The sequence below is a fragment of the Silvimonas amylolytica genome (genome assembly GCF_014645555.1).
Classification (GTDB): domain Bacteria; phylum Pseudomonadota; class Gammaproteobacteria; order Burkholderiales; family Chitinibacteraceae; genus Silvimonas; species Silvimonas amylolytica.
On the sequence record NZ_BMLY01000001.1, the window covers coordinates 863859 to 876312 of the forward strand.

Consider the following 12454-nt stretch of genomic DNA (forward strand, 5'->3'; position numbering starts at 1 on the left):
CGCTTTTTGCGGGCCGTTTTGTTTTGCCCCTCTTCCGCATCAAATATTAGACATTTAGTAAAACAAGTAAGTGTAAAACGAAAATTTCAGACTTTATTTCCAAATTTGTTTGACAAAAAAGTATTTAAACCACTAAATTTGACAATAACTCAGTGAGTTTTTCGACAATTTATACATTTAGTCTAACAAGCAACCCCAGGAGACCACCGTGCATCCGAATCCTGCCAGCAAGTACCGTGCATTCAGTCCGATCGCCCTGCCTGACCGTACCTGGCCCGATCAGCGCATCACTCATCCACCCGTATGGATGAGTACAGACCTGCGCGACGGCAACCAGTCGCTGATCGATCCCATGAATGCCGAGAAAAAGCTGCGCATGTTCAAAACACTGGTGCAGATTGGTTTCAAGGAGATTGAGGTCGCCTTTCCCTCCGCCTCGCAGACGGATTACGACTTCGTGCGCAAGCTGATTGAAGAACGCCTTATTCCGGATGACGTCACCATTGAGGTACTCACCCAGTCACGTGAAGACCTGATCAAGCGCAGTGTAGAGTCGCTGGTGGGCTCCCGCCGTGCCATCGTTCATTTGTATAACCCCACCGCGCCGGCCTGGCGTCGAATCGTGTTCGATACTGATCGCGAAGGCGTAAAACAACTGGCACTGGAAGGCACGCGCCTCGTCCGCCAGTTCACCGAGCAGTACCCGGAAACCGAATGGGTGTACCAGTACTCCCCCGAGACCTTCACCGCGACTGAGCCCGAATTTGCCCTTGAAGTCTGCAACGCCGTCATCCAGGCGTGGCAACCCACGCCAGAGCGCAAGATGATCATCAACTTGCCGGCAACCGTGGAAATGTCCACACCCAACACGTACGCTGACCAGATCGAATGGATGAGCCGCAATCTCGATCGCCGCGACAGCGTGATCTTGTCCGTGCACCCGCATAACGATCGAGGCACGGCAGTGGCCGCCGCAGAACTGGCCGTCATGGCCGGCGCCGATCGGGTTGAAGGTTGCTTGTTTGGCAATGGCGAGCGCACCGGTAATGTCGATCTGGTGACACTGGGCATGAACCTCTACAGTCAGGGCATCCATCCTGGCCTCGATTTCAGCCAGATCGACACCATTCGTGAAGTGGTCGAGTACTGCAACCAGCTGCCGGTACACCCCCGCCACCCCTACGCAGGGGACCTGGTCTACACCGCGTTCTCTGGCTCACACCAGGACGCCATCAAGAAGGGCCTTGCCAAACAAAAGCCGGATGAATTCTGGGAAGTCCCCTATCTGCCGATCGACCCGGCCGATGTAGGCCGCAGCTATGACGCCGTGATCCGCGTCAATAGCCAGTCAGGCAAGGGTGGCGTGAGTTTTGTGCTGCAGCAGGAATACGGCTTTGAAATGCCGCGCCGTATGCAGATTGAATTCAGCCGTGCCATCCAGCGCGTGTCGGATGAAACCGGCCGCGAGATCACCGGCGCCGATATCCACGACATTTTCACCCAGGAATATCTGCGCGCCGTAGAACCGTGGACGTACTATGCCCACCATTTGCATAGCGCAAAGACGGGTGGTGTCGCTATCACGGCTGACATCGCACTGGCCGGCCAGCGCGTGCAATTGAATGGTGAAGGCAAAGGGCCGCTGGAAGCCTTTGTGCGCGCCCTGGATGGCAAGGCGCATATCGTGGAATACCACGAACACTCACTGGGCAAAGGCGAAGACGCCCGCGCGGCGTGTTATGTCGAACTGCGCGTGCCGGACGGCCGCACGCTGTATGGTGTAGGTGTCGACAGCGACATCGTGACAGCGGCCATCAAGGCCGTGCTGAGCGGGATGAACCGGGCCGCCAAAGCCTGAGTGCAATCACAAAAAAAGCCGGGCTAGCCCGGCTTTTTTATTGGTCACACTTGCGGTAACACAGGTGCGTATCTTCCGAGAGCATGTGCCCCATCCTTACCCGTTTGGTTTCCAGGTAATGAATGTTCTCTTTATTGGGTACAACCTGGTGAATCACGCGTTCCACGACCGGCACACCGGATGCCTCCAGCGCGGCCAGCTTCTTGGGGTTGTTGCTCATCAGCCGGACAGACTTGATGCCTAGATCAAGCAGGATTTCCGCCGCAGCATCATAGCTGCGCGCATCCACCGGCAAACCTTGTGCCGTATTGGCATCGACAGTATCCATGCCCTGGTCTTGCAAGGCATAGGCCTGGATTTTGTGCGCCAGGCCAATGCCCCGCCCTTCCTGGCCACGCAGATACAACAACACGCCAGACCCGACCTTGCTGATGCGTTCCAGCGCCATTTCCAGTTGCTCGCCACAATCACAACGCAAGGAACCAAACACATCACCAGTCAGGCATTCAGAGTGCAAACGAACCAGCACCGCTTCACGGTTGGCAACATCCCCCGCGACCAGCGCGACGTGTTCTACACCATCAAGGTGAGAACGATAGACGTGCGCCGTATACTCGCCATGTTTGGTGGGCAAACGGGAACGGGCGACAAAGTTCGCCAGTTTCAGGGCACTTTCAAGAGGTTCGCTGACCTGGATATCAGACATGAGGGGCATTCCACAAGCAGAGTCGGTATTAGAAATCACATATCATGATGGTGCCATCATCGTGATATTCAATACCACGCCAGCATACAGTTACGGCGTGCGCCGTTTTTCAAGGAGTCTGAATGGATTTACCCGCGCTGCAACAGCAACTCAGAGACTTCGTCGCCGCCCGTGACTGGGCGCGTTACCACACGCCTAAAAACCTGGTAATGGCCATGTCGGTCGAGATGGCCGAATTGGTCGAACACTTTCAGTGGCTGACGCCGGAAGAGTCTCAAGCGCTGGCACACGATGAGATCAAGCGCGATCTGGTCGAGCAGGAAATGGCCGATGTCATGCTGTACATGCTGCAGTTGGCGGATGTCATGAATGTGGATATTGAAGACGCCATGCTGCGCAAGATGAAGCTTAATGCCATCAAGCACCCACCCAGGGGCTAGCTCGCCAACACCAATAAAAAAGCCGGGAACACCCGGCTTTTTTATTAGTTAATACGCTGAGCCACTTACTCATTTACTCAGTTACTGTTTTTGCTGTTGCAACAGGTCACGAATTTCGCGCAGCAGTTGAACATCTTCCGGCGTCGCAGCCGGTGCAGCCGGCGCGGCTTCTTCTGCGCGCTTCATGCTGTTCAAGCCTTTTACCAGCAAAAACACGGCAAACGCCACGATGACAAAGCTGATGGCAATGTTAATGAAATTGCCATAGTTCAACGTGACCGCACCTGCTTTTTGCGCGGCTTCCAGCGTGGCATACGGGCCAGGCGTTTTGTCACTTTCTTTCAGCAGCACATAGAGATTGCTGAAATCCACTTTGCCCAGAATCAGGCCAATCGGCGGCATGATGATGTCTTTGACCAGCGAATCCACAATCTTGCCGAACGCCGCACCAATGATCACACCGACAGCCAGATCGACCACGTTGCCGCGCATGGCAAATTCTTTGAATTCCTTGAACATGACCGCTTACCCCTGGATGAACCCGAAATGAACATGGCATAAAGCGTGCCGGGAAGGCTGCACGCTGTCAACGCTGCCTGTCCTTACCTGCCGCGCTTGCCACCACTTTTCTGGCGCGCCAGAAAACAGGTGATCTCTTCGCGGTCGTGATACAGGTGCTTGGCGGTCAGTGTGTAGCGGATGTCTGCCGAGTGCATGATTTCATCAATCAGCCCAAAACAGCGCTCCACCTCTGACCAACGCTTTTTCATCGGCAACTTGAGATTGAACACGGCCAGCCGTGCCTGACCATGGGCCATCCATTGCGCAATCAGCTGCGCCACGCGGGCGGGTTGTTCGATCATGTCGCACACCAGCCAGTCCACCGGGTTTTGCGGCCTGAATTTGAAGCCATCCGTGCGCATATGTTTGACGTTGGGGTGAATGGCCATGTCGCCTTTCATAGGGCCGTTATCAATGGCGTAAACCTTGATCCCGCGTGTCGCCAGCTGGTAAGTCCAGCCGCCTGGTGCCGCCCCCAGATCAACCCCGGTCATGCCTGGCTTGAGCAGCGATTCTGCATCCGGTACCAGTGTCATGAAGGCTTCGGCCAGCTTGAGCGTAGAGCGGCTGGGCGCTTCGGCCGGCATGCGCACGCGCGGAATACCCATGGGCCAGTCACTGGCAGCCAGTTTAGGGTCTACCGAACTGACGATGACACGGTTCATGGATGGGAAAAACAGATGCAGCCGATAGCGCGCACTCTCGTCAATCAAGCCCTGCTCTTGCAGCGCCTTGCGGGCAATATCGCCAAAGCGGCGACAAAAGCCAGACAAAGGCTTGCCTTCGTCCGAGTCCGGATGCTCCAGCCAGACGTCATTGAATGACTGCGTCTTGCCTGCCTTGAGCGCATCAATGATGGGCGTCAGCCGATCTTTGTCACCCAGTTTGACGTCTGCCAGGACATACAGCATCTGCCGGGCAAAGATCAGTTCTTTGGCCGTAGGCGGGTTGGGATCAGCCTCACCGCCCTTGCCGGGCTTGAACAGGGCAAAGCCAGGCGCGGTTTCCCAACCCCCGGTCTGGCCGGAGCGGGCTTCCCACTCCTGACGGCAGTCGTTTTCAAAACCGGCCCGGCAATAAAACAGCAGTGCGTGACGCATAGTAACCTGATGCAAATCAATCAAAGGCGAAGGATACCTGACTTGCCCTGGTTACCGAAAACAACAACACCAGATCAGGCGGCCACTTGCGCCGGCATGGCCACTGTCTTGTTGGTACGCAAGCGCAGGAAATACACGCAATAAAACGCATCCAGAACGGTCGCACCTGCGCACAGCACCAGCAGGAACACATCTTTGGGGTAATGCAAAACCATGAATACGGAAACCAGCAAGGTCCCCAGACTACGCAGCCAGGTAATGGTCCATGCATAGCCAACAGTAGATGGCTGTTGCACCAGCAAGATCAGGCACAACACGCTGATGATGAACTGGCAGACATAGGCCGAGCGCGCGCCGATAGGCGAATCAATGCCAGACAATGACATCCCCCAGTACACGGCAACAAAGAACACCACCGTCGCGCAGACAATGGCGTTGTAGTGACGTTTGAAGAAGTCCGTGGTGAATTGCTCTCGCCCCAGTTTAAGTACCTGATGAAAGATGAACAGGTCAAACAACAGCCAGGCGCGGTAAGTCCATACCAGGAACACACCCATATCGGTATGCAAGGGCACGCCCCAGACAAACTCCCATGCCAGATTGCTGGCGGCGGCCAGTACGGCCATTTCTACCACGCGATTGCGATGGGCCTGCAGCAAGACAAATGCATAAGCAACCACCCACAACAGACAACCCGTGGCAAAGAATGCCAACTGCGGCATGGTGTAGATACTACCGTCGATACTGACAGTGTTGAACAAGGCGGTGGGGTCATTGGCACCGCTGGCTACGGCAATCATGAAACGCTCCCTGTTATTCGGGTTTTGCTGGTTTTGTTAGCGCCTTCGGCGCGGTGTGGCGATGCGGTTGTTTACATCGATCCTGGCTTTCTTCAGCCCTGACCCGTCAGGGCTGAATGTTGATCTGCACATGTGGCTCGCCCGCGGGCGCCGGCCGGGTCACTGGATGCAACGGGGTGTCCGGGATGCGGAACGGTGCACCCGGGTCTGCGCTGGCCCAGTGTTTCTGCAAGGCTTCCATCAAGACCTCGCTGTACATCTCTACAAAGCTTTGCGCGGTGTGAGAACTGTCGGCCAATTTACGCTTGATCCGGAACACCCAACGCATCAAGTCAATGGCCCAGCTCCACCAGTGCGACTGTTGCAACCCCAGATAACCGGCGGCACGGCGACCGAGCAACACAGCCATCAGATCAGGAACAAGCCCGCGGGCAATGTCTGGCAATTGGGATTGCAAAAACTGGACGTGCGCTTGCGCCAGTTTGGCACCCGCCGGCGACGGGCCGAAGTTTCGGCGATCAAGCGCAGTCCAGAATTCGCGAGCGCTCGGGACATCATCGGGCATCGCATCCGGAATAATCCCCAGCACATGGCCAATGGTTTTCCACAGATATAACTGGTCTTCTTCATCCGCCTTGCTGACCTCAACGCCCAGTGTGCGCAGGCCTTCTACGGCAATCGTCGAGAACGCCAGCATGGTGCCGGCCAGTTCTTCCTGATTGATCGGCATGCCCCATTGCTCTGGCCATGCCGCTTGCGGCCAGCCCCGTGCGGCCAGGGCAAAATGGCGGATTGCAGCGTGCATCAACCGCACTTTGCGGATGGTCAGCAGCCCCTTACCGCCTGCATCCAGACCACCTGGTTCGGCACTATTCAGAATAAACCGAAGGGTTTCGGAGGCGCGACGCTCAAAACGATTGGTCAACTGGCCGGTTGCGGCCAGTACCTGCGCCCCACCCTGTTTGCCGGCGTACAACACCGGCAGCGAGCGGCACATCAGGCTGACGCCAAACTGCAATCCGAATCGGGTAAAAAATGCCTGCGCCCGATGAATGCGCGCCATGTCTACGTCTGGCGGCAAACTGGCTGTGGCATTGAGGTAAGCCAGCAGCGGTGCCGGCGTGTCTGCGGGCCAGGTTTGATCGGTATCAAGACGCGCCAGCACGTCATTGGCGGTCGTGATATCGCCATGGGCGATCAAATGCCGGATGCAATCGTCCGCAAGTGGATCAGCGGTACGCTTGAATTCATCCAGCAGAGCGTTGCTCCAGACTTGCATGACGTTCCTGACAGGTTTTTAAAGCGCCAGATCATAGTTCCACCGCAGAAAAATAACAGCAGCGACATGTATAAGACGTGTATCCCTGGCGACAAAAGAGACAAAAACCGGTGGTTTTGCATCATTTTCAGGATGAACGCGCGCACGCGGGCGACAAAAGCGCCGTTTGGCGTGATACTGCGCGACGAACAGTTGAAAATGCCAAAGGCATATTCAGACAACAGCTTACAAACATCTACGCAGACACCGTTACCCTGAGCCGGACCACCGGGACACCCACACCAACATGAGCACAAGGCAAGCACGCGGCACAGGCAAAGGCCGCATCGCCGCGTATCTGCTATTGCAGATGCTTTGCCTGCTCGTCTTCGGTCTGGGGATGATGCCGGCCCGTGCGGTGAGTGTTGATGCCAATACCGCCGGCGTAGAACTGGATAGCGAGCTGAAAATCTGGCAAGACCCTACGCGGGTCGCTACGGTCGAAGAAGCTGACAAAGCTGCCAGTACCGGAAAATTCCATTCTCCCCATGGCCTGATGCGTTCACGCGGTTACAGCCGCGACGCCTGGTGGTTCCGTTTTGTCATTCATAACGACTCCCCCGATGCCATTAATGGCCTGATCGAATACACCGATGGCCTCGTGGGTAGCGTGACGCTGTACAGCCGCCCTGAGGGCAGCAACGGGCCATGGCAACAGCAAGATTTTCTCAGTAGCCAGGGCGAAGAAAATCGCCCGCTTTCCACGATCCGTCCGGTGTTTCGCGAGCCCTTGGGCGGTCTGGAAAGCAAAGAAGTGATGATGCAGGTGGTGTTCAACGGTCATAACGACATCGCTGGCCCGATCTATTCCGATCTGCGCATCTGGGGCGAACAACCGTTTTTCCGCGCCAACAACCATGAGATGTTTTTGTTGGGCGGCATGATCGGCATCATGTTGCTGGTGGCGTTTGGCGCAATCACCGGCTTTGCCGCAACGCGTGACAAGGCGTTTTTGTATTACGGCCTGAACCTTGTGATGCTGACGATCTCGTTCCACAGTGCCACCGGGGTCTGGCCCTTGTTGCTGTGGCATGGCCATTTCAGCTTCAAACTGCTGTTTTTCTGCAGTGGCATCTACTTTATTTGCGCAGCCCAGTTTGTTCGTCATTACCTGCAAGTCTCACGCTTTTCACCATGGCTCGATCGCGCTTTGCTGTGCATTGTGGCAATCGGTGCGGTCAGCAGCGTGGCGGCTTTGCTTGATAAAGAACAATTTGCGCTGGAAGCCCTCAATATCGGCGGGATCGGGTTCCTGATCTACATTGCCGCCAGCGTTGCGGCCATTCGCAACCGCGTGCCGGGTGCCAAGCTTTTCCTGGCGGCATGGGCCACGTATTCAGTCTCGCTCACCGTCACCTGGGGTCTGCGTGACTACGGTTTGATTGAGCACGACACGTTCAGCTACCGCTTTATCTTTGTTGGCATCGTCATTGAAATCATGCTGTTCAGCGTGGCGATGGCGCTGCGCGTGCGCGAATTGCGCCGCCGCAAGGAAGCAGCCGAATCTGCCTACCGCTTGCATCTGATTGCCGAAGCAGAACGGCTGGAGTCTTTGGTCGCCCAGCGAACCGCTGAACTGGAAACCGCGCGCAGCCAGGCGGAAACGGCCAACCATGCCAAAACAACGTTCCTGGCCCACGTCAGCCACGAAATCCGCACGCCGCTGACCGCCATCCTGGGCTACGTAGAGCGTTTGTCCGATGAGCGCGACCTGCGGCCGCACCAGTCGCAATGGCTCTCTCATATTGGTGATAGCGGCGAGTATTTGCTGAGTTTGATCGGGAACGTGCTCGACGTGAGCAAGCTCGAAGCCGGACACATCAAACTGTATGAAACACCCATGTCGATCCCGGCACTGGTGCGTCAGTTACAGGGTTTGTTCCATGAACAGGCCGCGCGCAAAGGCATCGCATTCGAGATTATCGCGCCAGACCAGGGCTGGTTCAGGCTGGATGCCGGCAAATGGCGGCAGATTCTGGTCAACCTGATCGGCAACGCCATCAAGCTCACTGAAGAGGGCAAGGTCGCCATCCACCTGGCGCATGAAGCGCGCCCAGGCCAAGGCCACTGGCTGGTGGCCAAGGTCATTGATACCGGCCCAGGAATTTCTGCCAAAGATGTTGAAATGATCTTCACCCCGTTCGAGCAAGCCGCAGCGGGCCGGCGTGCAGGGGGTGCCGGGCTGGGTTTGTCGATCTGTCGCGACTTCACGCATTTGATGGGTGGGCACATTGACCTGGACAGCACGCCGGGCCAGGGATCTACGTTTACAGTCAACGTGCCCGTGACGCCCGCCCAACCGGTGCATGAATCCAGCCATCACGACTGGCAAGGCGTACTGAGCGGCCGCACCGTGCTGATTGCAGAAGACCAGCCGCTTAACCGGGACTTGTTGAGCGATATCCTGTTGCGGGCCGGCGCCAGCGTCTTGAGCGCCGAAGATGGCATTGATGCGATGGGAATCTGGCGTGCCAACGAGCGCATCGACATTATCCTGGCCGACTTCCACATGCCCTTCATGAACGGCGTGCGCCTGGCACAGACGCTGCGCAAACTGGGTTACAAGGGCACGTTCCTGCTGGTCAGCGCCGGGCACTCGCCGGATGCAGAACAACTGGCCGCCAACGGCGTCGATGGCTGGGTGACCAAGCCGTTCACGCGTGACCAACTGTTGCGTGCATTGATCGACAAAACGCCAGTCCCGGTGCAGTCCCAATTGCCAGCCACCCTGGAAGACGCCGCAGCAGCCATGGGCTATACGCTGGAAAAAGCCTTGCCGATTGCCCAGCGCGGACTGGATCGTATCAGTACCTTGCTGCAAAACCTGGCCAGCGAAGAAACCCTGAGCGCACGCAGCCGCCATGCGCACAGCGCCAAGGGCATTGCCGGGCAGATCGGCATGCTTAAACTGATGCGCGCGCTTGAGGCGCTGGAACAAACCCCGGAGGCCATGCAACTGGCCGTCGCCCAGCTCGAACTGGCTGCAGCTGGCGCGATTGTGACGCGCCGTGCGCGGCAGCTTGCCGCTGAACCGCTCAACGACGAAACCGCCTGAACGCCACCTCTCCCCTTCGCGTGCAGGCCATGCGCGCAACACCCTGCCTGTATCGAATTTTGTCTGCGGCAACTTGTTGTTATCCTGAGGCCCATCCGGGAAATAGCCTGTGTGCTGATCCGGCACGGGGCTGTAGTAAACGTTGAATCACAACGGTGGTGTTGCAATGCGCGTTCATGGATGGTTGAGTCAGGGGCTGGTCTGGGGTTTCACGGCAGTCGTATCAGTATCCGCACTGCCTGCACAAGCGACACCTCTGGGTAGTTGCCTTGGGTTCAAACCCCAAGACAAAGTGGTGATCGTTGAAGCCACCGATGTGGGCATGCAACCTGATATTGATGCGGCCGCCTTTGAACTGATAGACAGTGGCGCCATCCAGACGCTGGCCTTGCTTCCCACGGGCAACAGTTTTGATAACGCAGCCCAAAAAGCGCGGACACGCAATATCAGTGTCGGCATCACGCTAGCGTTGACGAATGAAGGTCAAGACAAACTGCCATGGCGCGGTGTGTTGCCGCCAGCAAGCGTCCCGTCGCTGTACAACAGCCAGGGCAATCTGTGGCGCACGCCAGCCGAGTTGTCTCAACACGCCACTGAAAACGATGTGCGCCTTGAATTGAATGCGCAGATTGCCAAAGCACGTGATGCCGGGCTCAACATCAGCCATCTGGAACCGCGAAGTGCATTCTGGCGCGCCAACCCGATGTTGACGCGGGTTTATCTCTCGCTAGCCCGACAAACCGGTTATGCCATGATCACGGCCTTGGGCGATATGCCACTGGATCGGCAGCAGGCGCTGAATCGCAATGGCCAGCGAGCCGGCATTATCACGCCGGATACAGCCAGTTCGCTCGTTTCCTCAGCCAACAGTAAAACTGCGGATCGCACTGAAAACTACGCCGCGCTGTTACGGCGCATGCCCGCGGGTGTAAACCTGTTGTTTATCCGCCCGGCCCTGGGCACACCCGCCGCCAAAGCAGAACTGCCCGACTTCCCCTTGCGCCAGGCTGATTACACGGCGTGGAGCGATAGCGACCTGCAAAAAACCGCACTGCGAGACCGAATCCGCTTTACTGGCTTCAGTTCGTTACAATCCCTGCAAGGAAAAGTAAATAACGATACAGATGAATGTCTGATGCAGGCATTTAACCAGTAGATTTGTTACTGTCTTTTCCAGGGCCATGAGTGCCGGGGAACTGATTCATTACAATACGGGTATTTGGCAGGACAACTCTTTGCAAGAGAGCTTGCGCGATTCTCATCAAATGCTGATTTTCTGACCTATATATAAATGCAAACGCATTCCGCCCGGCTCGGGGCAGGAATGCTTTAACCGCGCTTTTATATAAATCAGCCTGACGAAGCTCCAGGGCCGCTTTAATCCAGGGCACCGCAAGCCACATCGTCAAAGAGGGGATATCCGTGTTTTCCGGTCGCGTGCTGCCTGTCTGCATTCCAGTTGCCCTTGCCCTTTCAATAGCCCTTTCCGGTTGCGATAAAAAAGCAGCTGCGCCGCAACAACCCCCACCTAAAGTTTCAGTAACCCAAGTTGAGCCACATGACATCGAAACAACATTCGATATTGTTGGCCAGACCGCAGGCTACCGGCAGATTGAAGTGCGGGCGCGCGTGGAAGGCATTTTGCTCAAGCGTGAATACACGGAAGGCAAACCGGTCAAGGCCGGTCAATTGATGTTCCAGATCGACCCCGCCCCTTACAAGGCCTCCCTGGATCAAGCCGTTGGCGTAGAAGCGCAAGCCAAAGCCGCACTGGATAAAGCAACCGCCGACCGTGACCGGATCGTGCCGCTGTACAAAGAAAACGCGGTATCCCGCAAAGATTACGATGACGCCATGTCCGGGTATGACTCGGCTGTGGCCAATCTGTCTGCTGCCAAGGCCAAAACCGAAGAAGCACGCATCAATCTGGGTTACACCAACGTCGTAGCGCCGATTGATGGCATGGCCAGCAAACTTAATTTTTCTGAAGGCAGCCTGGTTTCACCATCGGCCAATGGTGGCTTGCTGACCACCATCAACCAGCTCGACCCGCTGTACGCCAATTTCTCTTATTCGGAATCCGACAAGCTGTTGCTGCAACAACAGGCGCAGCGCGGCGAAATCGTCCTGCCGGCCGGGCAGCGTTTCCCGGTGAAGCTGCGGCTGTCTGACGGCACTTTGTATGATCGCAGCGGCACGATCGACTTTTCTGATAGCAAGGTCGACACCACCACCGGCACGATCAGCGCGCGGGCCATTATTCCCAACCCGCAAGGCAAGTTGCTGCCCGGTCAGTTTGTGCGCGTACTGGTGGGCGGCATCGTCCACAAGAATGCGCTCCTGATCCCGCAGCGCGCCGTGGTTCAGATCCAGGCCGACAAAGCCGTTCTGGTGGTCAACGACAAGAACGTCGTCGAACCCAGGGTGGTTCAACTGGGTGACACCTATGGCACTAATGTACTCGTGAACAGCGGGCTGAAAGGTGGTGAACGCATTGTGGTTGAAGGCGTACTCAAAGCGCGACCAGGCTCACCTGTCGAGCCTGTGACCGCCAGCGATGTGGCTGCGGCCGACGCCCCTGCTGCCGTTGCTCATACCAACGACGCGCAGTAAGGA

10 protein-coding genes are annotated in these 12454 nt (G+C 56.7%); 5 read left to right on the forward strand and 5 right to left on the reverse strand.

From position 1 onward, the window contains the following. Nucleotides 1–208 precede the first annotated feature (208 nt). Entirely contained in the window at nt 209–1858 is a 1650-nt protein-coding gene (leuA, locus tag IEX44_RS03830) for a 2-isopropylmalate synthase (RefSeq protein WP_188689046.1), read from the forward strand. A 37-nt stretch (nt 1859–1895) separates the two neighbouring features. Here the strand turns inward: leuA and ribA are convergent, their stop codons facing one another. After that, entirely contained in the window at nt 1896–2564 is a 669-nt protein-coding gene (gene ribA / locus IEX44_RS03835) for a GTP cyclohydrolase II (protein ID WP_229678729.1), read from the reverse strand. 122 nt (nt 2565–2686) lie between these two features. Between ribA and IEX44_RS03840 the strand changes: the two genes are divergently transcribed. Next, nucleotides 2687–3004 (forward strand): nucleotide pyrophosphohydrolase, encoded by a 318-nt coding sequence (locus tag IEX44_RS03840; protein ID WP_188689050.1) that lies wholly within the window; start codon nt 2687–2689, stop codon nt 3002–3004. Between the two features lie 81 nt (nt 3005–3085). On the opposite strand, the gene mscL is transcribed toward IEX44_RS03840, so the two are convergent. The 4 genes from mscL to IEX44_RS03860 all read right to left on the reverse strand — a co-directional run bounded on the left by mscL (nt 3086) and on the right by IEX44_RS03860 (nt 6744). Continuing rightward, nucleotides 3086–3523, reverse strand: coding sequence for a large conductance mechanosensitive channel protein MscL (gene mscL / locus IEX44_RS03845; RefSeq protein WP_188689053.1), 438 nt, complete (start codon nt 3521–3523; stop codon nt 3086–3088). Nucleotides 3524–3606: 83 nt separating this feature from the next. Beyond that, complete coding sequence (gene rlmM / locus IEX44_RS03850; RefSeq protein ID WP_188689056.1) at nt 3607–4665, reverse strand: 23S rRNA (cytidine(2498)-2'-O)-methyltransferase RlmM; 1059 nt, start codon at nt 4663–4665, stop codon at nt 3607–3609. A 74-nt stretch (nt 4666–4739) separates the two neighbouring features. After that, entirely contained in the window at nt 4740–5465 is a 726-nt protein-coding gene (locus IEX44_RS03855; RefSeq protein WP_188689059.1) for a transmembrane-type terpene cyclase, read from the reverse strand. Between the two features lie 106 nt (nt 5466–5571). Next, nucleotides 5572–6744, reverse strand: a complete 1173-nt coding sequence (locus tag IEX44_RS03860) for an oxygenase MpaB family protein (protein ID WP_188689062.1) — start codon at nt 6742–6744, stop codon at nt 5572–5574. A 286-nt stretch (nt 6745–7030) separates the two neighbouring features. Here IEX44_RS03860 and IEX44_RS03865 point away from each other — a divergent pair, with 286 nt between their 5' ends. The 3 genes from IEX44_RS03865 to IEX44_RS03875 all read left to right on the forward strand — a co-directional run bounded on the left by IEX44_RS03865 (nt 7031) and on the right by IEX44_RS03875 (nt 12451). Further along, nucleotides 7031–9838, forward strand: a complete 2808-nt coding sequence (locus IEX44_RS03865; protein WP_188689065.1) for a hybrid sensor histidine kinase/response regulator — start codon at nt 7031–7033, stop codon at nt 9836–9838. A 166-nt stretch (nt 9839–10004) separates the two neighbouring features. Beyond that, the gene (locus IEX44_RS03870; RefSeq protein ID WP_188689068.1) at nt 10005–10994 is read left to right on the forward strand and encodes a ChbG/HpnK family deacetylase; all 990 of its coding nucleotides are present in this window, start codon (nt 10005–10007) and stop codon (nt 10992–10994) included. Between the two features lie 266 nt (nt 10995–11260). Further along, a complete protein-coding gene (locus tag IEX44_RS03875; RefSeq protein ID WP_229678730.1) occupies nt 11261–12451 on the forward strand; it encodes an efflux RND transporter periplasmic adaptor subunit in 1191 nt (396 codons plus the stop codon). Nucleotides 12452–12454: the final 3 nt, after the last annotated feature.

Bases quoted from the DNA above. Each gene is read 5' to 3' on its own strand.
- IEX44_RS03870 (WP_188689068.1), top strand. From the start codon at position 10,005: ATGCGCGTTCATGGATGGTTGAGTCAGGGGCTGGTCTGGGGTTTCACG.
- IEX44_RS03840 (WP_188689050.1), top strand. From the start codon at position 2,687: ATGGATTTACCCGCGCTGCAACAGCAACTCAGAGACTTCGTCGCCGCC.
- rlmM (WP_188689056.1), bottom strand. From the start codon at position 4,665: ATGCGTCACGCACTGCTGTTTTATTGCCGGGCCGGTTTTGAAAACGAC.
- IEX44_RS03865 (WP_188689065.1), top strand. From the start codon at position 7,031: ATGAGCACAAGGCAAGCACGCGGCACAGGCAAAGGCCGCATCGCCGCG.
- IEX44_RS03855 (WP_188689059.1), bottom strand. From the start codon at position 5,465: ATGATTGCCGTAGCCAGCGGTGCCAATGACCCCACCGCCTTGTTCAAC.
- ribA (WP_229678729.1), bottom strand. From the start codon at position 2,564: ATGTCTGATATCCAGGTCAGCGAACCTCTTGAAAGTGCCCTGAAACTG.
- IEX44_RS03860 (WP_188689062.1), bottom strand. From the start codon at position 6,744: ATGCAAGTCTGGAGCAACGCTCTGCTGGATGAATTCAAGCGTACCGCT.
- mscL (WP_188689053.1), bottom strand. From the start codon at position 3,523: ATGTTCAAGGAATTCAAAGAATTTGCCATGCGCGGCAACGTGGTCGAT.